Annotated in this window: 20 protein-coding genes; 14 read left to right on the top strand and 6 right to left on the bottom strand. The window is 71.7% G+C overall.

The features are described from left to right. Window positions 1-34 precede the first annotated feature (34 nt). The 3 genes from AC07GB_RS08525 to AC07GB_RS08515 form a co-directional block, all read right to left on the bottom strand. Window positions 35-2,482: a SpoIIE family protein phosphatase gene (locus tag AC07GB_RS08525; protein WP_478842900.1), complete on the bottom strand. Its 2,448-nt coding sequence runs from the start codon at window positions 2,480-2,482 to the stop codon at window positions 35-37. A gap of 299 nt (window positions 2,483-2,781) precedes the next feature. Beyond that, the gene (locus AC07GB_RS08520; protein WP_478842898.1) at window positions 2,782-5,199 is read right to left on the bottom strand and encodes an MFS transporter; all 2,418 of its coding nucleotides are present in this window, start codon (window positions 5,197-5,199) and stop codon (window positions 2,782-2,784) included. A gap of 394 nt (window positions 5,200-5,593) precedes the next feature. Next, window positions 5,594-6,037: an SRPBCC family protein gene (locus AC07GB_RS08515; protein ID WP_478842896.1), complete on the bottom strand. Its 444-nt coding sequence runs from the start codon at window positions 6,035-6,037 to the stop codon at window positions 5,594-5,596. 157 nt (window positions 6,038-6,194) lie between these two features. Between AC07GB_RS08515 and AC07GB_RS08510 the strand changes: the two genes are divergently transcribed. From AC07GB_RS08510 to AC07GB_RS08500, 3 genes are all read left to right on the top strand, one after another. Continuing rightward, window positions 6,195-7,241: an Rv2578c family radical SAM protein gene (locus AC07GB_RS08510; RefSeq protein WP_478842894.1), complete on the top strand. Its 1,047-nt coding sequence runs from the start codon at window positions 6,195-6,197 to the stop codon at window positions 7,239-7,241. 143 nt (window positions 7,242-7,384) lie between these two features. Then, window positions 7,385-8,971, top strand: a complete 1,587-nt coding sequence (locus AC07GB_RS08505; RefSeq protein WP_478842892.1) for an alpha/beta hydrolase — start codon at window positions 7,385-7,387, stop codon at window positions 8,969-8,971. Between the two features lie 119 nt (window positions 8,972-9,090). Continuing rightward, window positions 9,091-9,507: a RidA family protein gene (locus AC07GB_RS08500; protein WP_478842890.1), complete on the top strand. Its 417-nt coding sequence runs from the start codon at window positions 9,091-9,093 to the stop codon at window positions 9,505-9,507. Between the two features lie 14 nt (window positions 9,508-9,521). Here AC07GB_RS08500 and AC07GB_RS08495 read toward each other — a convergent pair whose 3' ends face one another. After that, window positions 9,522-10,109 (bottom strand): TetR/AcrR family transcriptional regulator, encoded by a 588-nt coding sequence (locus tag AC07GB_RS08495; RefSeq protein WP_478842888.1) that lies wholly within the window; start codon window positions 10,107-10,109, stop codon window positions 9,522-9,524. Between the two features lie 62 nt (window positions 10,110-10,171). On the opposite strand from AC07GB_RS08495, the gene AC07GB_RS08490 reads away from it, so the two are divergent. Beyond that, window positions 10,172-10,690 carry an SRPBCC family protein gene (locus tag AC07GB_RS08490; RefSeq protein WP_478842886.1) on the top strand — a complete coding sequence of 173 codons (519 nt, stop codon included), beginning with the start codon at window positions 10,172-10,174 and terminating at the stop codon, window positions 10,688-10,690. A 1-nt stretch (window position 10,691) separates the two neighbouring features. Here AC07GB_RS08490 and AC07GB_RS08485 read toward each other — a convergent pair whose 3' ends face one another. After that, window positions 10,692-11,270, bottom strand: coding sequence for an adenylosuccinate lyase (locus AC07GB_RS08485; protein WP_478842884.1), 579 nt, complete (start codon window positions 11,268-11,270; stop codon window positions 10,692-10,694). A gap of 354 nt (window positions 11,271-11,624) precedes the next feature. On the opposite strand from AC07GB_RS08485, the gene AC07GB_RS08480 reads away from it, so the two are divergent. From AC07GB_RS08480 to pssA, 9 genes are all read left to right on the top strand, one after another. Continuing rightward, complete coding sequence (locus AC07GB_RS08480; RefSeq protein ID WP_478842882.1) at window positions 11,625-13,457, top strand: 3-hydroxyacyl-CoA dehydrogenase family protein; 1,833 nt, start codon at window positions 11,625-11,627, stop codon at window positions 13,455-13,457. Between the two features lie 136 nt (window positions 13,458-13,593). Beyond that, entirely contained in the window at window positions 13,594-14,403 is an 810-nt protein-coding gene (locus AC07GB_RS08475) for a TetR family transcriptional regulator (RefSeq protein ID WP_478842880.1), read from the top strand. A gap of 516 nt (window positions 14,404-14,919) precedes the next feature. Further along, complete coding sequence (gene ccrA / locus AC07GB_RS08470) at window positions 14,920-16,257, top strand: crotonyl-CoA carboxylase/reductase (protein ID WP_478842878.1); 1,338 nt, start codon at window positions 14,920-14,922, stop codon at window positions 16,255-16,257. Window positions 16,258-16,303: 46 nt separating this feature from the next. After that, a complete protein-coding gene (locus tag AC07GB_RS08465; RefSeq protein ID WP_478842876.1) occupies window positions 16,304-18,355 on the top strand; it encodes a protein meaA in 2,052 nt (683 codons plus the stop codon). Continuing rightward, entirely contained in the window at window positions 18,352-19,368 is a 1,017-nt protein-coding gene (locus AC07GB_RS08460) for an HpcH/HpaI aldolase/citrate lyase family protein (protein ID WP_478842874.1), read from the top strand. The genes AC07GB_RS08465 and AC07GB_RS08460 overlap by 4 nt, the downstream gene beginning before the upstream one ends. 4 nt (window positions 19,369-19,372) lie before the next feature. Further along, entirely contained in the window at window positions 19,373-19,885 is a 513-nt protein-coding gene (locus AC07GB_RS08455; protein ID WP_478842872.1) for a MaoC family dehydratase, read from the top strand. 2 nt (window positions 19,886-19,887) lie between these two features. After that, window positions 19,888-21,102 (top strand): acyl-CoA dehydrogenase family protein, encoded by a 1,215-nt coding sequence (locus AC07GB_RS08450; RefSeq protein ID WP_478842870.1) that lies wholly within the window; start codon window positions 19,888-19,890, stop codon window positions 21,100-21,102. 182 nt (window positions 21,103-21,284) lie between these two features. Further along, entirely contained in the window at window positions 21,285-21,941 is a 657-nt protein-coding gene (locus AC07GB_RS08445; protein WP_478842869.1) for a phosphatidylserine decarboxylase, read from the top strand. Next, window positions 21,928-22,791, top strand: coding sequence for a CDP-diacylglycerol--serine O-phosphatidyltransferase (gene pssA / locus AC07GB_RS08440; RefSeq protein ID WP_478842867.1), 864 nt, complete (start codon window positions 21,928-21,930; stop codon window positions 22,789-22,791). Before AC07GB_RS08445 ends, pssA begins: the two co-directional genes overlap by 14 nt. A gap of 105 nt (window positions 22,792-22,896) precedes the next feature. Here the strand turns inward: pssA and AC07GB_RS08435 are convergent, their stop codons facing one another. Continuing rightward, entirely contained in the window at window positions 22,897-24,018 is a 1,122-nt protein-coding gene (locus tag AC07GB_RS08435; RefSeq protein ID WP_478843288.1) for a glycerate kinase, read from the bottom strand. 228 nt (window positions 24,019-24,246) lie between these two features. Here AC07GB_RS08435 and AC07GB_RS08430 point away from each other — a divergent pair, with 228 nt between their 5' ends. Beyond that, window positions 24,247-25,965: a BCCT family transporter gene (locus AC07GB_RS08430; protein WP_478842865.1), complete on the top strand. Its 1,719-nt coding sequence runs from the start codon at window positions 24,247-24,249 to the stop codon at window positions 25,963-25,965. The last annotated feature ends 14 nt before the right edge of the window (window positions 25,966-25,979 follow it).

The following is a 25,979-nucleotide window of genomic DNA, read 5'->3' as shown; positions in this document are numbered from 1 at the left end:
GGGGCGCGGCACGCGGTGCGCGCCCCAGGGGGAGCTAGCGGCGCGGCGACTCCAGTTCGAACCACACCGTCTTGCCCGCGCTGCCGCTGCTCGTGCCCCACTCCTTGGCGAGTCGCGTCACGACGCGCAGGCCGCGCCCGAACTCGTCGCCGGGCCCGGCGTTCAGGAGTGTCGGCAGCGACGGGTCCGTGTCGTCGACCTCGCACAGGATCCGTCCCGAGCGGACCAGACGCAGCCCGATGCGGCCGCCGCGCGTGTGCCGTACGGCGTTGGTGACGAGTTCGCTGACCAGCAGGGTCGCGGTGTCCTCCAGGGCGTCGAGGCCCCAGCCGCGCAGTTGGCGGCGCACGAGGTCGCGGGCCCTGCTGACCTCGGAGGGGTCCGCCGCGAGCCGCCAGTGTCCGACGTCCTCGGAGGCGACGCCGTTCAGGCGGGCCATCAGGAGGGCCACGTCGTCCTTGCGGCCGCCGCGGGTGTTGAGCGCGCGGATGATCGTGTCGCAGGCCGCGTCCATGGACGCGGCGGGGTGGGCCGCGGATTCGACGAGCGTGGCGAGGCCGACGCCGATGTCCTCGCCGCGCACCTCCACGAGCCCGTCGGTGCACATCAGCAGCCGGTCGCCGGGCGCGACGCGGACCCGGACGGACTCGAAGGGCACGCCGCCGACGCCTATGGGCGCCCCGGTCGGCAGGTCGAGGAGTTCGCTGCGGCCGGAGCGGGCCCGGACCAGGACGGGCGGGATATGGCCCGCGTTCGCCAGGTGCAGGTCGCCGGCGATGGGGTCGTACACCGCGTACAGGCACGTCGCCAGGTAGTGCTCGCCGAGGCGCTGCGCCAGGTCGTCCAGGTTCCGCAGGAGCTGGGCGGGCGGCAGGTCGAGCGCGGCCATGGTCTGCACGGCGGTGCGCAACTGGCCCATCATCGCCGCCGAGTTCAGGCCGTGGCCCATGACGTCGCCGACGACGAGCGCCGTCCGCGCGCCGGGCAGCTTCACGGAGTCGAACCAGTCGCCGCCGACGCGGCCGAGCAGGGTGCCCGGCAGATAGCGGGTGGCGATGTCGCAGCCGGACATCCGGGGCTCTATGTGCGGCAGCATGCTGTCCTGGAGGGTGTCGGCGACCGACTCCTGGTACGTGTACATGCGCGCGTTGTCCAGCACGAGGCCCGCGCGGGCGGCCAGTTCGGCCCCGGTCACGCGGTCCATGTCGTTGAAGACAGGCCGCTCCCGGTGGCGCAGCAGGATCATGAAGCCGAGCACCACATTGCGTGCCTTCAGGGGCACGATCAGCATCGAGCGGTGGTTGATGAGCGGGCGGATGTCGCGCTTCTCGAACTGCGAGGCGATGGCGTTGCCCATCTCCTCGGTGATGCGCGGGACGAGCACCGGATCGCCCGACGTCATGCACTGGAAGAACGGCGTGTGCGAGGGGAACGGCATGGACTCGCCGACGGGCACGACGTCGTCCCAGCGGCCCGGCTCGTCGGTGTGCTCCACGGCGACGCGGTGCCACAGCGTGGTCTCGTCCGGCACGCCTTCGGGGAAGCCCTCTCCCGCGACGACCTGCTCGCGCAGATACGTGCCCGCGACGTCGGTGAAGCGCGGCACGACCGCCTTGCTGACTTCCTGGATGGTGCGGGCCAGGTCGAGCGAGGAGCCGATGCGCGCGCTCACCTCGTTCAGGAACTCCAGGTGCTCGCGGACCGCCGCGTACTCCAGGTCTTCGGCGTCGTCGGCGTCGTCGGCGCTCTCCGAGCCCGGCGCAAGCCCGGCGGCTGCCGCCTCCGCCGCGCGCTGCTTGCGCGCCTGGCGCTCGGTCCGGCGCGGCACGCCCCAGTCGGGCGTGACGGGCACCCGGTCGTGCTGGCTGAATTCGAGTACCGGATAGCCCAGTTCCAGGATCTGCGAGACGATGCGGGCGCTCTCGGACACGCTCATGCTGGGCAGGATCTCCGGGAGCCGCTCCGCGAGGTCGTCCGCCCCGGGGAAGTCGGTGTGCAGCGCGAACCCGGGCGCTATGCGCTCCACATGGGCGCGGTCCACGCCGTCGCCCCGGGCGAGCCGGGCCGCGTCCGCCGCGAGCACGAGCATCCGCTCCGGGCCCGGGCCGACCAGCGGATAGGCCCACCACAGCACGTCCACGCGCTCGCCGCGGCCGCCGCCGCTCGCCGACGGCGTCAGCCGGGCGCGGCCCGCGGCCGGGTAGGAGATGTGCCCGTCCAGGGAGTTCCCCAGGTCCGGTCCCAAGGCGTCGTACGTGCCGTAGCGCGTGCCGTCCTGCGGCGGCAGCGCGCCGGACACGGGCAGCAGGTCGCCCGCCGGATGCCCCACCGCGTCGTCCTTGGCGTAGCCGAACAGGCGGCGTGCGCCGACGCTCCAGTGGGAGACGAGTCCGGCGCCGTCGATCACGACGACGGCCAGGGGGATGCGGCCGGACGCGACGCTGTGCGTCGCGGGTCCGCCGTCCGGGGTCCCACGCTCCATGGCCAAGGCTCCTTCCCACGGCGCGGCAAGATCTGCACCGCCCCTCAACCACCGTACGGCCGGTACGGGTTGTCACGCGCTGCCTTGCGCGAATTGACCGCCCGGGGAGCGATACTGTCCGATCCTTTCGGTCCGCTCGGCCCGGTCCCGCCGCTCGGTCCGGCCCCGCCGGTCGGCGCGGACCCGTCGGTCGCCCCGGTCCCGCCGCTCGGCCCGGTCCCGCCGCTCGGCCCGGTCCCGCCGCTCGGTCCGCTGGGCCCTCTCGATCCGGGCGGCCCGGCCGCCCCCCCCTCGGCCGGTCAGTCCTCGTGGCCCAATTGCAGGTCCCGCTCCGTCCGGCCGCCCCCGGCGACCTGAAGCACCGTCGCGACCGGCGGGTAGCCCGCCGCGATCACGGTGTACTCGCCGGACGACAGGTCGACGAACCGGAAGGTGCCGTCCACGCTGGTGGTGAGCGTGTCGACGACGTTGCCCGCGGCGTCGAGGAGCGTCACGCGCGCGTCCTCCACGGGCCGTCCGCCGGTGGCCCGCACGGTCCCGCGCAGCACGGCGCCGCCGGCCAGCTCGATGTCCTGGCGGGTCTCCCGGGAGGCCTGGACGCTGACCGGCAGGGCCGCCGGCCGGAAGGCGGGGGCGCTCGCGGCGAGGGTGTACTCACCGGCCACCAGCTCCGTGATCACATAGCCGCCCTCGCGTCCGCTGCGGGCCGTGGCGACGACGTCACCGCGGACGTCGGTCAGGGTCACGGCGGCGTCCCGTACGGGCGTGCCGTCAGCCGTGCGCACGGTCCCGGCGAGCCGCCCGGCGCCGCCGAGGACGACGTCCAGCTCCACCGGCCGCTCGCCGACGGTCACGGTGACGGCCTGCGGCTGGTGCCCGCCCGCCGCCGCGATCAGCACGAACGATCCGGACCCGGGGGTGGCGAGCGCGTACCGCCCGTCGTCGCCGCTCGCGCCCCGGCCGATCTGCTGGCCCGCGACGTCGATGAGCGTCAGGGCGGCGCGGGGCACGACGGTGCCGTCGGGGTGCTGCACGGTCCCGCAGACGGGCACGCCCGCGACGTACGGGGAGCGGGCCTCGGGGATGACCGGGGGCTCGGCGAGGGAGGCGTTGGTGGACGCGGCACTGGACAACAGGGGTGTCTCCTTGAGGAAGAAGGCGAACAGCAGGCCGAGGACGAGCACCGGCACCAGGTAGAGGAAGATCCGGGGCATCGCGTCGGCGTACGCCTGGATGTAGCCCTCGCGCAGGTGGGCGGGCATCACGTGGACGACCTGCGGGGTGATCGACTCGGGGTCCGGCAGGCCGGCGGTGTCGGGCAGCCGGTCGGCCAGCGCGTCGGTGAGCCGGTTCGCGAAGAGCGTGCCGAACACGGCGGCGCCGACGCTGCCGCCGATCTGCCGGAAGTAGTTGTTGGCGCTGGTGGCGGTGCCGAGGTCGGCGGGCCGTACGGTGTTCTGCACGGCGAGGACCAGCACGGGCATGACCAGGCCGACACCGGCGCCGAGGACGGCCATCCAGACGCTGTAGTGCAGCCGGGGCGTGTCGGCCTCCAGGCGTGAGAGCAAGTACATGCCGATCACCGACAGGACGCCGCCGAGGATGGGGTAGATCCGGTAGCGCCCGGTGTGGCTGATGAGCTGCCCGGCGACGATCGACGCGCCGACGACGCCCCCCATCATCGGCAGCATGAGGAGCCCGGATTCCGTGGCGCTCGCGCCGTCGACCATCTGGAGGAACGTCGGCAGGTAACTGGCCGCTCCGAAGAGGGCGATTCCCACGACGAGCCCTACAAGACCCGTGATGTTGAAGACAGAATCACGGAACAGGCGGAGCGGGATGATCGGTTCTGCCGCGAACCGTTCGACCACCAGGAAGAGCACGGTCGTCACGACCGCGCCGGCGGCGAGCCCCAGGATGACGCGCGAGCCCCAGGCGTGCTCGGTGCCGCCCCAGCTCGTCAGGAGCACCAGGCAGGTGGACGCCGCCGTGAGCAGCAGCGCGCCGAGTACGTCGAGGCGCCCCCGGGCGGCAGGTTTGGGAAGCTTGAGCACGAGCGCGACGACGACCAGGGTGACCAGGCCGAACGGCACGTTGAAGTAGAAGCACCAGCGCCAGGAGACGTGGTCGGTGAAGAACCCGCCGAGCAGCGGGCCGGCTACGGACGCGAGCCCGAAGGCGGCCCCGATCACGCCCATGTAGCGGCCCCGCGCGCGTGGGGGCACGATGTCCGCCATGATCGCCTGGACGCCGATCATCAGGCCGCCCGCGCCGACGCCCTGGAGGGCGCGGAAGGCGATGAGCTGGTCCATGGTCCGCGACCAGCCCGCGAGCGCGGAGCCGATCACGAAGACGACGATCGCGAACTGGAAGACGCCCTTGCGCCCGAAGAGGTCGCCGAGCTTGCCGTAGATAGGCAGGCCGACGGTGGACGTGAGCAGATAGGCCGTGATCGCCCACGACATCCGGTCCAGGCCGTGCAGCTCGCCGACGATCTTCGGCAGGGCCGTGGCCACGATCATCTGCTCAAGCGCTGCGAGCAGCAGGGCCAGCATCAGGGCGAAGAAGACCATGCGGACCCGGGAGGGGCTCAGCTCCCGCGGGGGCGGCCCCCAGACCTCCGGGGGAGGTGGCTCCTGTGCCGCGCCGGCCTCCGGGGCCCGGGTGGCCTTCCGTTCGCCGTGCTCCGCGCTCATCGCCAGCGTCGTCCCACCCACCTGATGCTCCCCTCGTCACGCCTGCGCCGCCCATTTCTCGCATTACGCGACAACTGCGAGCAAGCGCGACGAGTCCCCCCGAGAGGTGCACCGGCGCACGTAAGCGCCGGTGGGAGCCCTACGGCGCACGACCGGCCCGCGCGGGAAACCACCCGAAACGGTGAGCGTGCGAACAACCCTGATGGCTTAAACGGGAGTTGGGGGGGGGGGGGGGAGGGGGGGGGGGGGGGGGGGCTGGGGGCGGGGGGGGGGGGGTGTCTTCCCCCCCCCCCCCCCCCCCCCCCCCCCCCCCCCCACCCCCCGTGCCGGGTGAGGCGATTTCTCGCCACCGCTCCTCAACCCCGGCCGCGCGGCCCGGACGGCTCGTCGGGGCCCCGGCCGGTGACGCCTTCGGCTACTTCTCGACCTCGGCGGCGAGCTTGTCGAGGACGGCGTCGTAGATGCGGGCGAGGCCCTTGGGGGCGAAGGTCTTCTCGAAGAAGCCGCCGATGCCGCCCGCGCCGTTCCACACCGTGGTGACGACCACGCGCGCCTTGCCCTCGCCCGCAGGGGTCACGCGCCAGGTGGTGACCATGGACGAGTTGCGGTCCTTCTCGACCAGCTCGCCGTCGGTGGGCTCGCTCACCTCGAGCAGGCAGTCACGCACGCGCTTGCTGGTGGCCTGGAGCTTCCAGTGGACGAGGGTGCCCTCGCCGTCGCCGCCCTCGCGCACCTCGTACTCGCTGAAGTGCTCGGACAGGACCTTCTCGCGCGTGCCGCTGTAGTCGGCGAGCGCATCGAAGACGTCCTCCGGCCGCGCCGTGATGATCCGCTCCGTGGTCGCCTCGACCTGCGCCATGACACTTCCTCCCGTTGGTGTCTCAAGGGTTCGACCGTCACCCAACCACCCCGTGCGGCGGCGCCCCAAATCGGGTCCCCCTCAGCTCGGGGATGACGTTCGCACGATCAAGGGAACATGTGTTCTATTCTGTGGTCAGTGCTACCGAGGAGGCGTCATGCGCTGGGAGAACCTGTCCGACGGGCCGCGCCGGGGCACCGCGGACGCCGCGCTGTTCGGCGCGGACGCGGTGACCACACGGACCTTCGACACGCCCGAGTTCCGGGGGATCACCTTCCACGAGATCCGGGCCAGGACGATCGTGAACCGTGTGCCCGGGGCCTCGCGCATGCCCTTCGAGTGGACGGTCAACCCCTACCGCGGCTGCACGCACGCGTGCGTGTACTGCTTCGCGCGCAAGACGCACAGCTATCTGGACCTCGATACCGGGCTCGGCTTCGACAGCCAGATCGTCGTGAAGGTGAACGCGCCCGACCTCCTGCGCCGCCAGCTCGCCTCGCCCCGCTGGCACGGCGATCACATCGCGATGGGCACGAACGTCGACTGCTACCAGCGCGCGGAGGGCCGCTACCGCCTGATGCCGGGCATCATCGAGGCCCTGCGCGAGCACGCGAACCCCTTCTCGATCCTCACCAAGGGCACGCTGATCCTGCGCGACCTCGACCTGCTGCGGCAGGCCGCCGCCGTCACGGACGTCGGCATCTCGGTGTCCGTCGGCTTCCTCGACGACACCCTGTGGCGCACCGTCGAGCCAGGCACGCCCGCGCCCGCGCGGCGCCTGGAGGTCGTGCGCACGCTCACCGAGCACGGCATCGGCTGCGGCGTCCTGATGGCGCCGGTGATCCCCTTCCTCGGCGACCACCCGGACCAGCTGCGCGCCACGGTGCGGGCCGTCGCCGAGGCCGGGGCGACATCGGTCACCCCGCTCGTGCTGCATCTGCGCCCCGGCGCACGCGAGTGGTTCATGGAGTGGCTGGGGCACCACCACCCCCATCTGGTGCGGCGCTACGAACGGCTCTACGCAGAGGGCGCCTACGCACCCAAGTGGTACCAGCGCCGGATCACCCGCCACGTGCATGAGCTGGCCGAGGAGTTCGGCATCGGCCCCACGCGCGCGGGTGCCGCGCGCCGCATCCGCACGCCACGGGAGGCGCCCCAGGAGGCCCCGTCCGCACCGGGTGCCACGCAGCTCACGCTGCTGTGACCGGCAGGTGGTGAGCACCCGTTCCCACCGTGCTCCTTTCAGGTCATTTCTTGTCAGAACACCCTCTTCCGGGCATGGATTCCGGGACCATGCGGCGGGGGCCGTGGCCGCACGGCCCCGAACCCTCCGTCCCGGGAGGCTCGATGAGAAGAAGCGCCGTCTCTCTGTGCGGTGTCGCCGCCCTGGTGGCCGGCCTCGTCGCGGCGGTGCCCGCCGCCGCGGGTGCCGACACCCGGACCGCGCCGCGCACCCCGCACCCGCCGAAGACCCTCGTGTGGAAGAAGTGCGCGACGCCCGACCACCCGCGCCTGGAGTGCGCGTCCCTGAAGGTGCCCCTCGACCACGACCACCGGCACGGGCGGCAGATCACGCTCGCCCTCTCCCGCGTGCGGCACACCGCGAAGACGTACCAGGGGCCCCTCCTGGTCAACCCCGGCGGCCCCGGCGGCAGCGGCCTGACGATGGCCGGATCCGTCGCCGCGTCCCTGCCGAAGAAGGTGGCCGCACAGTACGACGTCGTCGGCTTCGACCCGCGCGGCGTCGGCCGCAGCACCCCGGCCCTCAACTGCCGCCCCGGGCACGCCGCCCCGGTCCGGCCCGACTCGGTGCCGGCGACGCCCGCCCTGGAGAGCGCGAACCTGCACCGCGTGCGAGCGTTCGCCAAGGCCTGCGCGAAGAAGCACGCCGACGTCCTGCCGTACATCGACACGGTCAGCGCCGCCAAGGACATCGACGCCATCCGTGCGGCGCTCGGCGCCCGGAAGATCAACTACTTCGGGTACTCGTACGGCACCTATCTGGGCGCCGTCCACGCGCGGCTGTTCCCCGACCGCGTACGCCGCATGGTGCTCGACTCCGTGGTCGACCCGACGGCGGTCTGGTACGAGGCCAACCTCACCCAGGACTTCGCGTTCGACGCCCGGCACAAGGCGTTCCTCGCCTGGGTGGCCAAGCACCACGCGACGTACAAGCTCGGCAAGGACCCGGCGAAGGTCGAGGCGAAGTGGTACGCCATGCGCGCCGCCGTCGCCAAGAAGCCCGCGGGCAGGAAGGTCGGCGCCGCCGAGCTGGAGGACACCTATCTGCCGGGCGGCTACTACAACGGCTACTGGCCGCTGCTCGCCAAGGCCTTCGCCGCCTACGCGAACGACAAGCGCACCGGCCCGCTGGTGACGGCGTACGAGCGCCTGGGCGCCGTGGACGCGGCGGGCGACAACAGCTTCTCGGTGTACGCGGCCGTCCAGTGCCGGGACGCGCCGTGGCCGCGCGACTGGGACCGCTGGCGCGAGGACACCTGGGCGGTATACGCGAAGGCGCCCTTCATGGCCTGGAACAACGCCTGGTACAACGCGCCGTGCGCGTTCTGGCCGACCGCCTCGCTGGACCCGACGGACGTCCGCAACTCCGCGCTGCCGCCGGTGCTGCTCTTCCAGGCGACGGACGACGCGGCGACCCCCTACGAGGGCGCGGTCCAGATGCACCGCAAGCTGCGCGGCTCACGCCTCGTGGTGGAGTGGGGCGGCGGCAACCACGGCGTCACCCTGAGCGGGAACACCTGCCTGGACCGCTACTTGGCGAAGTACCTCGACAAGGGCGAGGTGCCGAGCAGCGGCGGCGAGGTCGACGCGGTGTGCAAGGCGCTGCCGGATCCCAAGCCGCGGCGCGCGCGGTCCGGAGGCGAGGCGGCGCGCGGCGCCGAGCTGCACGGGCTGCTCGGCTTCCGCGGCTGAGCCGGGCACGGCTGAGCCGGGGCCTTGCCGGGCACCGCTGAGCCGGGGCCTTGCCGGGCACCGCTGAGCCGGGGCCTTGCCGGACCCGGCTGTCGGACCCATGGTCCACCATGGGGATCATGAACCGACTGACGCACATCCACGCGCCCGACGGGGTCGCGCCCGCCACGGCGTACACCCACGTCGTGACGGGCACCGGCCGCCTGGTGGCGATCTCCGGCCAGCTCGCCCTGGACGAGCGGGGCGAGCTGGTCGGCGCGGGCGACGCCGCGGCCCAGGCCATGCAGGTCTTCGAGAACCTGCGCCGCTGCCTGGCGGCCGCGGGCGCCACGTTCGACGACGTGATCAAGCTGACGTACTTCGTCACCGACATCTCCCACATGCCCGCGGTACGCGCCGCGCGGGACGCCTACCTCGACCCGGCGCGGCTTCCCGCGTCCTCGGCCTTCCAGGTCGCGGCGCTGGTCTCGCCCGAGTTCCTGATGGAGATAGAGGCCCTCGCGGTCGTGCCGGACGAGACCGCGGCGGACGCCTAGCGCGTCTGGGCCCCTCAGCCGCCGAGCAGCAGCAGCGCGCTCTCGCCCGCCAGCTCCTCGGCGTGCGGCGGCAGTTCGCGCCCCCGGCGCACCTGGCGGCGCACCACCGTCAGGGGCATGTCGATCACCGCGAGCGTGACGCGGTCGACGGCCGGGGCGTCGACCGCGCCGAGCGCGCGGCAGAGTCCGGCGACGGCCGCCCGCACCCGCTCCTCCCCCGCCCGCGCGCGGGCCTCGCTCTCCGGGGGCCAGTCGTCCCGCTGGAAGTCACCGACGCCGTACAGGAGCAGGGCCGCCTCGCGCGGGTGCGCCCGGCTCCAGGCGACGACGTGGACGGCCGCCGCGCGGGCGGCGGCGCGCGGCTCCGCGCCCTCGGCCTGAAGCGCCGCGAACCACCCTTCCTGGAAGTCCTCGACGGTCCGCAGCCACGCTTCCGCGAGCAGCGCCGCGCGGGCCGGGAAGCGGTGGTACACCGAGCCGCTGGGCGCGCCGACGGCCTTGGCCACGGCCGCCATCGTGATCGCGGACGGGCCCGCCTCCGCCGCGAGCCGCACGGCGGCGTCGAGGAAGCGGTTCATGTCGTACCGGGGTGGCCTCGCCATGTATTGGAGAGTACCCTCCAATTAAATAGAGGGCTCTCTCCAAAACCTCACCTGGAGCTGTCATGGCCGTCCTCAATGTCCACGAACGCCTGTTGCCCGCGAAGCCGAGCGAGGTCGGCGCGCTCGTCGACGCCCTCGCCACCGACGGCGACCCGCTGTGGCCGGGTGCCGACTGGCCGCCCATGCGCCTGGACCGGGGCCTCAGCCCCGGCTCGCGCGGCGGTCACGGCCCGGTCCGCTACACGGTCGCGGCGTACGCGCCCCAGCAGTGGGTGCGCTTCACCTTCACCGGGCCGCGCGGCTTCGACGGCTTCCACGAGTTCACGGTGCACCCCGTGATCCACGGGGACGGCGGCGCCGGGCACCCCAAGCGCGCCGAGCACACGGTCCTGCGGCACACCTTGGCCATGCGCGCCCGCGGCCCGGCCCGCCTCACCTGGCCGCTCGCCTTCCGCTCCTTCCACGACGCGTGCCTCGAAGACAGCCTGGACCGCGCCGAGTTCGCCCTGACGGGCACGGTGGCGCGCCCGGCCCGCTGGAGTCCGTACGTGCGCTTCCTGCGCCGCCTGGTGCCCGACTGACTCACACCGACACCCGCGCCAGGGCCGCCGAGGCGGCCGCCGCGAGGCGCGGGTGGGCGACGGCGGCCGTGAGGACCGGGATGGCGCGCGCGTCGCCGAGCGCCCCCAGGCCCTCCACGCAGGCGAGCGCCACCTTGCCGTAGGGGTCGTTGGGCGCGAGACGGCGCCGGAGCGTGGTGATCAGCGCGGGTGCCGACTCCGGGGCGCGCAGCTCGGTGAGCAGCCGTACGGGGTGCAGGGCGTAGGCCACCCGCAGCTCGTTCGTGGCGAGCGCGGCCGCCGCGCGCGCCGTGCGCGGGTCGCCGAGCCGGGCGAGCGCGTACGCGGCGGCGGCGCAGCGCGGCGGGTCCCGGTGGTTGAGCAGCAGCACCAGTGATTCGAAGGCGCGCTTGTCGCCCGCGACGCCGAGCCGCACCGCCGCCAACTCGCGTGCCCACAGGGGCTGTCCCGCCGCCTGGAGCATCCCCGCCAGCTCGTCCGGGTCGCTGACGGCCAGCAGTCTCTCGTACGCCTTCTGCGCTCCCGACGCGGCCGCCTCGCGTCGTAAGCGCTCCGTCACCGTCCGCAACTCCGCATCCATGCGGTGAGCCTAGTCGCGACCGAGGTCACAGGCACCGGGGGCTGGCGCGCTCGTTACTCACCGGTTAATCTCATGTGAGCGGGGCCCACTCCCCGTAGCAGTTCCACGACTCCTGACGGCCTGGTGACGCAGCCGTCGAGAGTGTTGTCGGTTCGGTACGCACGTACCGCAGGACGACGCGGCTCCGGGACAGGGCCCGTCGGCTCTCCTTCTCGCGCAACTCACGCGCGCTGTACACCCCTTCACGCCGCTCGCGTGGCTCGCACGCGCGCGTGCCGACGTGTCCGGTGCGCCCCCGCCGCGCGCCCCGCGCGTGCGCCCTCTCAGTCGTCACTCACTCCCTGGAGTCCCCGCATGGACGCTCCCTCCGCCAGTTCGTCCAGTCATTCCAGTTCTTCCGGTACGTCCGGCGCGCCGCCGCAGACCGTCGCCGTCATCGGCCTCGGCACGATGGGCGCGGGCATCGCCGAAGTCCTCGCCGTCGCGGGCCGCGAGGTCATCGGCGTCGACATCAGCGAGCGGGCCGCCGCGCACGCCGTCGCCGCGTTGGAGGCCTCGACGGCGCGCGCCGTGCGCCGCGAGCGGCTCACCGAGTCCGAGCGCGCGGACGCGCTCGCCCGCTTCCGTACCTTCACCGACCTCCAGGCCGCCGCCGACGCCGACCTGGTGATCGAGGTCGTGCCGGAGTCGTACGAGATCAAGCAGCAGATCTTCCGCGCGCTCGACGGCATCGTGCGCCCGGACACGATCCTCGCCACGGGCACCAACGCCCTGTCCGTGACGCGGCTCGCGGCCGAGTCGGCCCGTCCCGAGCGGGTGTTGGGCCTGCACTTCTTCAACCCGGCGCCCGCGATGAAGCTCGTGGAGGTCGTCTCGTCCGTCCTGACCGCCCCCGCGGCCGTCGCCACGGTCACCGAACTCGCCACCGCGCTCGGCAAGGAGCCCGTGGCCGTCGGCGACCGTCCCGGGTTCGTCGCCGACGGGCTGCTCTTCGGCTACCTCAACCAGGCCGCGGCGATGTACGAGGCGAAGTACGCGAGCCGCGAGGACATCGACGCGGCGATGCGGCTCGGCTGCGGCCTTCCGATGGGCCCCCTGGCGCTGCTCGACCTGATCGGCGTGGACACCGCCCGCACCGTCCTCGACGCCATGTACGCCGAGTCCCGGGACCGGCTGCACGCGCCCGCGCCGATCCTCAAGCAGCTCAGCGAGGCGGGACTGACCGGGCGCAAGGCGGGCCGCGGCTTCTACACGTACGCGGCGCCGGACAGCGGCGAGGTGGTGCGGGACGCGCTGACACCCGTCGACGGCGCGCGCCAGGTGCGGGGGCGCGAGGTGCGCTCGGTGGGCGTGGCCGGCTCCGGCACGATGGCGTCCGGCATCGCGGAGGTCTTCGCCAAGGCCGGGTACGACGTGGTGCTCGCGGCCCGCAGCGAGGAGAAGGCCGTCACGGCGAAGACCCGCGTCGCCAAGTCGCTCTCGCGCTCGGTCGACAAGGGCCGCATGAGCGCGGAGGCGGCCGCCAAGACCCTGGACCGGATCACGCCGAGCGGCTCGTACGAGGCGTTCGCGGACGTCGATCTGGCCCTGGAGGCCGTCGCGGAGGACCTGGAGGTCAAGCGGCAGCTGTTCGCGACGCTCGACAAGGTCTGCAAGCCGGGTGCCGTCCTCGCCACCACCACGTCCTCGCTGCCGGTGGTGGCCTGTGCCCGCGCCACCTCGCGCCCCGGTGACGTGATCGGTCTGCACTTCTTCAACCCGGCGCCCGCGATGAAGCTCGTCGAGGTCGTGCGGACCGTGCTCACCACCGACGAGGTGCACGCGACGGCCCGCGAGCTGTGCGCGACGATCAGGAAGCACCCGGTGGACTGCGGTGACCGGGCCGGGTTCATCGTGAACGCCCTGCTGTTCCCGTACCTCAACAACGCGATCAAGATGGTCCAGGAACACTACGCGTCCCTTGACGACATTGATGCCGCGATGAAGCTGGGCGGCGGCTACCCCATGGGGCCCTTCGAGCTGCTGGACGTCGTCGGCCTGGACGTGTCGCTGGCCATCGAGAAGGTCCTGCACCGCGAATTCCGCGAGCCGGGCCTTGCGCCCGCGCCGCTCCTGGAGCATCTGGTGGCCGCGGGCTGCCTCGGCCGCAAGACGGGCCGTGGCTTCCGCGAATATGCCCGGCGCTGACCGGGGCCCGGAAGGACCGACCGCCGCGTACGACACCGTGCGCGGCGGGCGGGCGGACTGGGGAGGGCTGCTCGAACCCCCGGGCGGTCCCGTCCCGCGGGCGCACTCAGCTGCGCACATGCAGTACGTTCGGGTCATGCCCAAGGCCGCCAAGTCCTCACGTACGCCCGCTACGCCCGACGCTCCGGAGAGCGCCGCGGGCAGCCGTGCCGCCGCGCAGCGGCTCAAGATGCGCCGCGAGCTGGCGGCCGCGGCCATGGAGCTGTTCGCGTCCAAGGGGTACGAGGCCACGACGGTCGACGAGATCGCGGCGGCGGCCGGGGTCGCCCGCCGCACCTTCTTCCGCCACTTCCGCTCCAAGGAAGAGGCGATCTTCCCCGATCACGACGACACGTTGATCCGCGCGGAGGCCGTGCTCAACGCGGCGCCCGCGCACGAGCATCCGCTCGACACCGTGTGCCGCGGCATCAAGGAAGTCATGAAGATGTACGCGGCATCGCCCGCCGTCTCCGTGGAGCGCTACCGCCTCACGCGCGAGGTCCCGACGCTGCGGGAGCGCGAGATCGCCTCCGTGGCGCGCTACGAGCGGCTGTTCACGCGCTATCTCCTGGGGCACTTCGACGAGCACGCCCACCACGACGGCAACGACGACCCGCTGCTCGCGGAGGTCGCGGCGTCCGCCGTCGTCACGGCCCACAACCACGTGCTGCGGCGGTGGCTGCGGGCCGGGGGGCAGGGGGACGTGGAGGCGCAGCTCGACCACGCGTTCGGCATCGTACGGCGGACGTTCGGGACGGGCATCGGCGCCGGGCGGGACGCGGCCCCCTCGGGGGCGCCCGCTACCGTCTCCGACCGGGGTGAGGTCCTGGTGACCGTGGCCCGCACGGACGCGCCCCTCGACGAGGTCATGCGCACCATCGAGAAGGCCCTGCGTACGCGGCCCTGACCCCTCCGGCACTCCCGTTCGCCCGCCCGCTCCCCCTCGGGAGCGGGCGGGCGTCTTTCTGCCTGCCCGGCGCACCCCCTCTGACCTGCGATGATCGATCATCGCTCAGATGAAGCGGGCAGATGACAACTGAGAGAAATTGTTGGCACTGAGTGCCTTGCCGACTGGCACACGGTGTCATACGTTGATGTTGTCCGGGCGGCCGGCGCACGGACACCACCCGTACGCCGGCTGTCCCCGCAAGCCTCGGCGAGCGCGCCCGGACGCCTGCGTCACAGGCACCTCCCGCGCCCCACCACGGCGCCGCCACAGCAGCACCACCTCCGCCGAACCGACGGCACCACCGCTTCGCCCTTCCCGTACCCCACGGGCCCGAGGCCCCCTCGTACCCGTCGAGCAACGAGCAGCGCATCCCCTCACAGCACCCCTCGAAGCACTCAGGCACCACACACCACGTACCACCCCGACGTACCCCTCAGAGCGCCCCCCCGGGGTGCCCTTCGCCGGAGGCAACCCATGCAGGAAATCCTGGACGCGATCCAATCGCCGGACACCTCGGCCGCCGACTTCGCCGCGCTGCCGCTGCCCGAGTCGTACCGTGCGGTGACCGTGCACAAGGACGAGACCGAGCTGTTCGCCGGGCTCGCCACGCGCGACAAGGACCCCCGCAAGTCGCTGCACCTGGACGAGGTGCCGGTGCCCGAACTCGGCCCGGGCGAGGCCCTGGTGGCCGTGATGGCGTCGAGCGTGAACTACAACTCCGTGTGGACGTCGATCTTCGAGCCCCTGTCGACGTTCGGCTTCCTGGAGCGCTACGGCAAGCTCAGCGACCTGACGAAGCGTCACGACCTGCCGTACCACATCATCGGCTCCGACCTGGCGGGCGTCGTGCTGCGCACCGGGCCCGGCGTCAACGCCTGGCACCCCGGCGACGAGGTCGTCGCGCACTGCCTGTCCGTGGAGCTGGAGTCCAGCGACGGGCACAACGACACCATGCTCGACCCCGAGCAGCGCATCTGGGGCTTCGAGACCAACTTCGGCGGGCTCGCCGAGATCGCCCTGGTCAAGTCCAACCAGCTCATGCCGAAGCCGGACCACCTCAGCTGGGAGGAGGCCGCGGCCCCCGGCCTGGTGAACTCCACCGCGTACCGCCAGCTCGTCTCGCGCAACGGCGCGGGCATGAAGCAGGGCGACAACGTGCTGATCTGGGGCGCGAGCGGCGGACTCGGCTCGTACGCCACGCAGTTCGCGCTCGCGGGCGGCGCCAACCCCATCTGTGTGGTGAGCAGCCCGCAGAAGGCCGACATCTGCCGTGCCATGGGCGCCGAGGCGATCATCGACCGCAACGCCGAGGGCTACAAGTTCTGGAAGGACGAGCGCACCCAGGACCCCAAGGAGTGGAAGCGCTTCGGCAAGCGCATCCGCGAGTTCACCGGCGGCGAGGACATCGACATCGTCTTCGAGCACCCGGGCCGGGAGACCTTCGGCGCCAGCGTCTACGTGACCCGCAAGGGCGGCACCATCACCACCTGCGCCTCCACCTCGGGCTACATGCACGAGTACGACAACCGCTACCTGTGGATGTCCCTGAAGCGCATCATCGGCTCGCACTTCGCCAACTACCGCGAGGCGTGGGAGGCCAACCGGCTCATCGCCAAGGGCAAGATCCACCCGACGCTGTCGAAGGTGTACTCCCTGGCGGAGACCGGGCAGGCCGCCTACGACGTGCACCGCAATCTGCACCAGGGCAAGGTCGGCGTCCTCGCGCTCGCGCCCGAGGAGGGCCTCGGGGTGCGCGACCCGGAGAAGCGCGCGCAGCACATCGACGCCATCAACCGCTTCCGGAACGTCTGAGGACGCCGAGGCCATTGAGAACACCGAGGACTCCGAGGTTACGCACATGACGGAACGCCAGAAGGACCGGCCGTGGCTCATGCGGACGTACGCCGGTCACTCCACGGCCGAGGCGTCGAACGAGCTGTACCGCCGCAATCTGGCCAAGGGCCAGACGGGCCTCTCGGTCGCCTTCGACCTGCCGACGCAGACCGGCTACGACCCGGACCACATCCTCGCGCGCGGGGAGGTGGGCCGGGTCGGCGTCCCGGTGTCCCACCTCGGCGACATGCGGCGGCTGTTCCAGGACATCCCCCTGGAGCAGATGAACACCTCCATGACGATCAACGCGACCGCCATGTGGCTGCTCGCGCTCTACCAGGTCGTCGCCGAGGAACAGGGCGTCGACATCACCACGCTCCAGGGGACGACGCAGAACGACATCGTCAAGGAGTACCTGTCGCGCGGCACCCACGTGTTCCCGCCGGGGCCCAGCCTGCGCCTGACCACCGACATGATCACGTACACGGTGGCGCACATCCCGAAGTGGAACCCGATCAACATCTGTAGCTACCACCTCCAGGAGGCCGGGGCCACGCCGGTGCAGGAGGTCGCGTACGCGATGAGCACGGCGATCGCCGTCCTCGACGCCGTGCGCGCCTCCGGGCAGGTGCCGGAGGAGAAGTTCGGTGACGTCGTCGCCCGCATCTCGTTCTTCGTGAACGCGGGCGTCCGGTTCATCGAGGAGATGTGCAAGATGCGCGCGTTCGGCCGCATCTGGGACCAGGTCACGCGCGAGCGCTACGGCGTCACGAACCCCAAGCAGCGGCGCTTCCGCTACGGCGTGCAGGTCAACTCGCTCGGCCTGACCGAGGCGCAGCCGGAGAACAACGTCCAGCGCATCGTCCTGGAGATGCTCGCCGTCACGCTCTCCAAGGACGCACGCGCGCGTGCCGTGCAGCTCCCGGCGTGGAACGAGGCCCTCGGCCTGCCCCGGCCCTGGGACCAGCAGTGGTCGCTGCGCATCCAGCAGGTCCTCGCGCACGAGTCGGACCTCCTGGAGTACGAGGACATCTTCGCGGGCTCGCACGTCGTCGAGGGCAAGGTCGAGGCGCTCGTCGAGGCGTCCCTGGAGGAGATGGACCGCATCGAGCAGATGGGCGGCGCGATGGCCGCCGTGGAGTCCGGGTATCTGAAGTCGCAGCTGGTGTCCTCGCACGCGGAGCGGCGCGCGCGGATCGAGGCGGGCGAGGAGAAGATCGTGGGCGTGAACGTCTTCGAGGCCACGGAGCCGAGCCCGCTCACCGCCGACCTGGACACGGCGATCATGACGGTCGACCCGCAGGTGGAGGCGCGCGTGGTGAGCGCGGTGCGGGACTGGCGCACCACGCGTCAGGAGTCCTCCGACCGGCAGGGCGGCGGCGACCCCTTCCACTTCCCGACGGTGCAGCAGACCCTGGACCGGCTCAAGGAGGTCGCGGCGGGCACCGGCAACCTCATGGAGGCCACCTTGGAGTGCGCCCGCGCCGGGGTCACGACCGGTGAGTGGGCGGGCGCCCTGCGGGAGGTCTTCGGCGAGTTCCGGGCGCCCACGGGTGTCTCCGGGGCGCCGCTCGCGGTCACCGCCGAGGCGGGCACGCCGCTCGCCCTGGTCCGCGACAAGGTCGAGAAGACGGCCGCCGACCTGGGCACCGGCAAGCTCCGCTTCCTGGTGGGCAAGCCCGGGCTCGACGGGCACTCCAACGGCGCCGAGCAGATCGCGGTCCGGGCCCGCGACGCCGGCTTCGAGGTCGTCTACCAGGGCATCCGGCTCACCCCCGAGCAGATCGTCGACGCGGCGCTCGCGGAGGACGTGCACGCGGTGGGCCTGTCGATCCTCTCCGGCTCGCACGCGCAGCTCGTGCCGGACGTCCTGACCAGGCTGCGCGCCGCCGGGGCCAACGACATCCCCGTCATCGCCGGCGGCATCATTCCCAGCAGCGACGCCGAGGACCTGAGGGCGGCGGGCGTGGCCGCCGTCTTCACCCCCAAGGACTTCGGCATCACGGAGATCATCGGCCGTATCGTCGACGAGATCCGCACAGCGAACCACCTCGACCCCCTGGAGGTCCCCGCATGACCCGCCCGTCGCCCGCCACCACCCCTCCAACGAGCGGCTCCGCCGCGCACCTTCCTGATGTCAACCGCCTTCGCCCCCGCCGCTCCTGTCTCGCGGTCCCCGGAAGCAACCCCCGCTTCCTGGAGAAGGCCCAGGGCCTCCCCGCCGACCAGGTCTTCCTCGACCTGGAGGACGCCTGCGCGCCGCTCGCCAAGCCGGAGGCCCGGCACACGATCGTCAAGTTCCTCAACGAGGGCGACTGGACGGGCAAGACGCGCGTGGTGCGCGTCAACGACTGGACGACGGAGTGGACGTACCGCGACGTCGTGACCGTCGTCGAGGGGGCGGGCCAGAACCTGGACTGCATCATGCTGCCCAAGGTCCAGGACGCCCAGCAGGTCGTGGCCCTCGACCTGCTGCTCACGCAGATCGAGAAGACGATGGGCTTCGAGGTCGGGCGCATCGGCATCGAGGCGCAGATCGAGAACGCGAAGGGTCTGGTCAATGTTGACGAGATCGCGGGCGCCTCGTCACGACTTGAGACGATCATCTTCGGCCCTGCCGACTTCATGGCGTCGATCAACATGAAGTCGCTCGTCGTGGGCATGCAGCCGCCCGGCTATCCGGCGGACGCGTACCACTACATCCTGATGCGCATCCTGATGGCCGCCCGCATGCACGACCTCCAGGCGATCGACGGTCCCTTCCTCCAGATCAAGAACATCGACGGCTACCGCGAGGTCGCCCAGCGCGCCGCGGCACTCGGTTTCGACGGCAAGTGGGTGCTGCACCCCGGCCAGGTGGAGGCCGCGAACGAGGTGTTCTCGCCGTCCCAGGAGGACTACGACCACGCCGAGCTGATCCTGGACGCGTACGCGTACTACACCTCCGAGGCGGGTGGCAAGAAGGGCTCGGCGATGCTCGGCGACGAGATGATCGACGAGGCGAGCCGGAAGATGGCGCTCGTCATCTCCGGGAAGGGCCGTGCGGCGGGCATGCGGCGCACGTCGGCGTTCGAGGCTCCGGAGGCGTAAGGACATGCAGTTCGGCCGTACCTACGAAGAGTTCGAAGTCGGCGCCGTGTACAAGCACTGGCCCGGCAAGACGGTCACCGAGTACGACGACCACCTGTTCTGTCTGCTCACCATGAACCACCACCCGCTGCACATGGACAGCAACTACGCGCAGAAGACGACGGACTTCGGGAAGAACGTCGTCGTGGGCAACTACGTCTATTCGCTGTTGCTCGGCATGTCCGTGCCGGACGTGTCGGGCAAGGCGATCGCGAACCTGGAGGTCGAGTCGCTCAAGCACGTGGCGCCGACCTTCCACGGCGACACGATCTACGGCGAGACGACGGTCCTCGACAAGACGCCGTCGAGGTCGAAGTCGGACCGCGGGATCGTTTACGTGGAGACGAAGGGCTACAAGCAGGACGGCACCGTGGTGTGCGTGTTCCGCCGCAAGGTGATGGTGCCCACCGAGACCTACATCAAGGAGCGCGGCGGCGAGCAGCCCGGCCGCCCGGAGCCGAAGAGCCAGGAGAAGTAGCCATGTCCCGACTCGCCCAGACCGCGGGCCTCACGGATGTCCAGCGGGAAATCCTGTCCACCGTCCGTGACTTCGTCGACAAAGAGATCATTCCGGTCGCGACGGACCTGGAGCACCGCGACGAGTACCCGCAGCAGATCGTGGACGGGCTCAAGGAGTTGGGCCTGTTCGGCCTGATGATTCCCGAGGAGTACGGCGGCCTGGGCGAGTCGCTCCTGACGTACGCGCTGTGCGTGGAGGAGATAGCGCGCGGCTGGATGTCGGTGTCCGGCATCATCAACACCCACTTCATCGTGGCGTACATGCTCAAGCAGCACGGCACGCAGGAGCAGAAGGAGTACTTCCTGCCGCGGATGGCGCTCGGCGAGGTCCGCGGTGCGTTCTCCATGTCGGAGCCGGCGCTCGGCTCGGACGTGTCGGCGATCACGTCCAAGGCGGTGCGGGACGGTGAGGAGTACGTCCTGAACGGTCAGAAGATGTGGTTGACGAACGGCGGTACGTCAACGCTCGTGGCCGTGCTCGTCAGAAGTGACGAAGGACACTCCGCCGAGGAAGTGGCCGCGGCGCCGCACAGGTCGATGACGACGTTCCTGGTGGAGAAGGAGGCGGGGTTCGGCGAGGTGCGCCCAGGGCTGACCATCCCGGGCAAGATCGACAAGATGGGGTACAAGGGGGTCGATACCACCGAGCTGGTGATGAGTGACCTGCGCATTCCGGCCAATCGCGTGCTCGGCGGGACCACCGGCCGCGGGTTTTACCAAATGATGGACGGCGTCGAGGTCGGCCGCGTGAACGTGGCGGCGCGTGGTTGCGGCGTCGCTCAGCGTGCCTTCGAGCTGGGTGTCTCCTATGCCCAGCAACGCCACACTTTCGGCAAGCCGATCGCACAGCACCAGGCGATTCAGTTCAAGCTCGCGGAGATGGCTACCAAGGTCGAGGCCGCCCATGCGATGATGGTAAACGCAGCACGCAAAAAGGACTCCGGGGAGCGAAACGACCTCGAAGCGGGGATGGCGAAGTACCTGGCATCCGAATACTGCAAGGAAGTCGTGGAGGACGCGTTCCGGATCCACGGTGGTTACGGCTTCTCGAAGGAGTACGAGATCGAGCGCCTGTACCGAGAGGCGCCGATGCTGCTCATCGGTGAAGGTACCGCCGAGATCCAGAAAATGATCATTGGCCGACGACTCCTCGAAGAGTATCGACTTCAGGGCTGAATGCCCGGTTTGGGGCGGTTTCTTCGAGATCTAATCGAGAAGAAGATCACACCCAGTCAGCACGCGCGCGCGGCCGACTCGGCTTCCTGGCTTGCCCAGTTGTGGCTCGCAACCGATACGATCCCGGGAAAGCCGCCGTCCCCCCGTATGCAGTGCGGCATCATCCGCTACGAAGGTCATCCATGCCCCACAGCCAAACCTCTGCACCTCGCGACAGCCTGGCTGGTGTACGCCTCGCGCGCGGAGCATCGCCGTGGCTCCTGCCGACCGTCGCCACCGCGGCCCTCAGCCTGGCCCGGGCCCGCCGGTCCAGGGCCGCCGCGACCCTCGCCGTACCGACCACCGCACTCGCCGCGGGCATGCTGTGGTTCTTCCGCGACCCCGAGCGCGAGATCACCCAGGGCAGGGTGATCTCCCCGGCCGACGGCGTCGTGCAGAGCATCATGCCGTGGAAGGACGGGCGCACCCGCGTCGCGATCTTCATGAGCCCGCTGAACGTGCACGTCAACCGCGCGCCGCTGGCCGGCACGGTGACGTCCGTCGAGCACATCCCCGGCGGTTTCGTCCCGGCGTTCAACAAGGAGAGCGAGAACAACGAGCGCGTTGTCTGGCACTTCGACACCGAGCTGGGCGACATCGAGATGATCCAGATCGCGGGCGCGGTGGCCCGGCGCATCGTGCCGTACGTGCCGCAGGGCACGAAGGTGGAGCAGGGCGAGCGGATCGGGCTGATCCGCTTCGGCTCGCGCGTCGACATCTACCTGCCCGAGGGCGTCGAGGTGGATGTCGAGGTCGGTCAGAAGACCGTGGCTGGGGTGACTCGCATTGACCGTGACTGATCCCGAGGCGCAGGCGGGCGGCTGGGTGCCCGAGGCGGTTGACGCCGTGGACGACGCCGACGAGGACATGCCCCTGTCGCTGCGTCTGTCAATAGCGGACACCCTCACGCTCGGTAACGCCACGTGCGGGTTCATGGCGGTGTACTTCACCACCACCGGCATCCTCATCCCGCACCTCACGGGCAGTGACGAGTCGGGCATGGCCCGGCACAGCGCGGCGACGGCCGTGATCCTGATGCTGTGCGCGGCGGTCTTCGACCTGTTCGACGGCCTCGTCGCGCGCAAGCTGCGGTCCTCGCCGATGGGCGCGGAGCTGGACAACCTCTCGGACCTGATCAGCTTCGGGCTCGCGCCCGCGTACTTCGTGCTGGTGTACGGGATGGTCGCCGACGACGCGCATCAGCGGGTCGCGGCGGTGGGCGCGATCGTGGTGCTCCTGGCGGTGGTGCTGCGGCTTGCGAGATTCTCGTGCGTGACGCTGCGTGACGGGGTGTTCCAGGGGATGCCCTCGCCCTTCGGGGCGCTCACGGTCGTGTCGATCGTGCTCCTGGAGCTGCCCTTCGTGGCCACGCTCCTCGCGATCATCGGCACGGCGTGGCTGATGGTCAGCCGCGTCGAGTACCCGAAGCCGCGCGGACCGCTCGCGGTGGCCATGCTGGCGTGGATCGTCTCCGCGATGGGGCTGCTCGCGGCGTGGGCGTTCGACGCGCCGGGCGGGCAGCTGCTGCTCCAGACGGGCTGCGCGCTCCAGCTGGTGCTCGGCGCCGTGATCCCGCTCTTCGCCACGGCGCGGCGGGTGAACAACTTCCGGGACAACCGACGGGAGGCGCGGGCGGCACAGCTGCCGTAGCCTCGCGTGACCTTGGTGGCCGGGTGGGCCCGAACCTTCGTGGTTCGGGCCCACCCGGCTTTTCGCTGCCCTGCGGGGGTCCCGTGGCGGGCCCCGGGGCGGGGTTCAGCTCAGGTAGTCCCGTGCGATGCCCTCGGCCAGGCGCTCCAGGAGCGGGCCCGCCTCGGCCACGCAGCGCTGGACGTCCGGCTCGATGTCCGTGAGGGCGTACGCGCGGCGGATGCCCGCCGTGCCGAGGGCGGTCGGCGGCAGCGCGAGGCGCCCGCAGACGGCGATGACCTCGACGCCGGCGGCGCGAGCCGCGGCGGCGACCCCGGCGGGCGCCTTGCCGTGGAGGGTCTGCTCGTCGAGCGAGCCCTCGCCGGTGATGACGAGCTGCGCCCCTTCGAGCGCGGGCCCGAAGCCGAGGACGTCCAGCATGACCTCGATGCCGGGCCGGAAGGACGCGCCGAGGCCGACGAGGGCGCCGTAGCCGATGCCGCCCGCGGCGCCCGCGCCGGGCGCCTCGGCGTGTTCCAGGGCCCGGGGCCCCGCGGTCCGGGCGAGCACCCGCGCGAAGTGCGCGAGCGCGGCGTCGAGCGCCGCCACGTCCTCGGGCGTGGCGCCCTTCTGCGGGCCGTACACGGCGGGGGCGCCCTTGGGGCCCGTCAGCGGGTTGTCGACGTCGCTTGCGAGGACGATCTCGGTGTCCTTCAGGCGCGGGTCGAGGCCGGACAGGTCGGCGGTCTCCAGGTCGCGCAGCGGGCCGCCGCCGGGCGCGACCGGCCGCCCGTCCGCGTCCAGGAGCCGCCCGCCGAGGGCGGCCAGCATGCCCGCGCCCCCGTCCGTGGTGGCGCTGCCGCCGACCCCGAAGACGATTCTGCGCGCGCCCGCGTCGAGGGCGGCGCGGATCAGCTCTCCGGTGCCGTACGTCGTGGCCGTGAGCGGTGCGAAGGCGCCGTCGGGCAGTCGTTGCAGGCCCGATGCCTCGGCCATCTCCACGACGGCCGTGTCCTCGCGCAGGGCGTAGGCCGCCGTCACCTGGTCACCGAGCGGCCCGGTGACCCGCACCTCCCGGCGCTCGAACCCGGCCGCGACGGCCGCGTCGACCGTGCCGTCGCCGCCGTCGGCCACGGGCAGGGCCCGCACCTGGAGGTCCGGTACGACGTGGCGCAGGCCCGCGCTCACGCGCCGCGCGACCTGGACGGCCGTGAGCGAGCCCTTGAACTTGTCCGCGGCGATCAGCACGTGTCCGCGACCGTCGCCGCGCTCCGCCTCACGGCCCCCGTCGTGAGATGTCGTCCCTACAGCGTCCGCCACCTTGCATTCCCCTTGCTTCCGGGCCTTGCTCGCGTCAAGGCAGTCGCGCCGCAGCGACCATAACCGCAGGAAGGGCCCCCTGCCCATGGTCAGCTGGGCGCACGGACGGCGCGTCAGCCGGAGAAATCATGGTATAGCGCCCCATAGTGGGGCGGCATGAGCACGGAAGTGATCGATCAACCGCTCCCCGACGGAACTCCGGGCGGCCCGTCGGACCCGCCCCCTCCGCCCCGTTCCGCCCCTGACGGCTCCCCCGACTTCACCGTCGTCGGCATCGGCGTCCTCGTCGTCCTCGGCATCGTCGCCTGGGCGGCCGTCGGCAAGTCGTCCTTCGAAAGCACGACGGGCTCCGCCCTCGCCTGGGTCCTGGACAACTTCGCCTGGCTCTTCGTGATCGCGGCCGATGTCTTCCTGGTCCTGTGCGTGCTGCTCGCGCTCGGCCGCTTCGGCCGGATCCGGCTGGGTGCCGACGACTCGGAGCCGGAGTTCACCAACCTCGCCTGGATCGCGATGATGTTCAGCGCGGGCATGGGCATCGGCCTGATGTTCTACGGCGTCGGGGAGCCGCTCACGCACTACCTCGACCCCCCGCCCGCATCCGGTGCCGAGGCGGGCTCCGGGGGCGCGGCCCGCGTCGCGTTCGAGTACTCCTTCTTCCACTGGACCCTGACGCCGTGGGCGATCTACGGCATCGCGGGCCTCGCGCTCGCCTACGCGGGCTTCCGCAAGGGGCGCGGCAACCGGCTCAGTTCGGTCTTCGTGCCGCTGATCGGCGAGGCGCGGGCGGCCGGCTGGCCGGGCCGGGTCATCGATCTGCTCGCCGTCTTCGCGACGGTCTTCGGCACCGCCACGAGCCTCGGCGTCGGCGCGCTCCAGGTCGCGACGGGGCTGCATCTGACGGCGGGCGTCGAGGACACCACCGCGCTGGAACTGACCATCATCGCCTCGCTCGGCGCGGCCTTCGTGCTCTCCGCGTTCTCCGGGGTGCACCGCGGCGTGAAGTGGCTCAGCACCCTCAACCTCGCGCTGGCCGCGCTTCTGATGCTGTTCGTCTTCGTGCTCGGCCCGACCGTGTTCATCCTGGACGCGATCCCGGCGAGCGTGGGCGGCTTCCTGCACCAGCTCCTGCCGATGGCCACGCGCACCGGCGCCTTCACCGACAGCGCCTGGCTCGGCGCGTGGACGATCTTCTACTGGGCGTGGTGGCTGTCCTGGGCGCCGTTCGTCGGCACGTTCATCGCGCGCATCTCCCACGGCCGGACGATCAGGGAGTTCCTGATCGGGGTGCTGCTCGTGCCGAGCGGGGCGACCGTCGTGTGGTTCTGCGTGATGGGCGGCACCGGCATCCGGCTCGGCATGACCGGTGCGGTGGACATGGCGGCCAAGGCCAAGGAGGGCGCCGAGGCGTCCCTGTTCGCGATGCTGGACGGCCTGCCGCTGACCACGGTCACCTCGTGGGTGGCGATGGTCCTCGTCATGACGTACTTCGTCACCAGCGCCGACTCCGCCTCGCTGGTGATGGGCTCGCTGAGCAGCCGCGGCTCGCTGCACCCGCCCACCTGGCTCGTCGTCACCTGGGGCGCGCTGATGTCGGCGGTGGCGGCGGTGCTGCTCGTGGCGGGCGGCCTCAAGTCCTTGCAGAGCGCGACCATTCTGGTGGCCCTGCCGTTCGTCGTCGTCATGCTGGCGCTGTGCTGGGCGCTCCTGAAGGAGCTGAGGGCGGATCCGGGGGCGGGGCCCGCGCGGCACACGGCGCTGCACGGCCTGCGGGACGCGGTGCGGGCGATGGTGGGCGACGCCCTGACCTCGCAGTCGGCCGACCGCCACCCGCGGCTCCGCCGGATCGCCAGGTCTCGGGGGAGGTCGGACGAGTGAGACTTCCGGGGGCT

Source organism: Streptomyces sp. NPDC045778, from assembly GCF_056431945.1.
The sequence above is the reverse complement of the archived record's forward strand: the minus strand, read 5'-3'. Positions and strand labels throughout refer to the sequence as shown.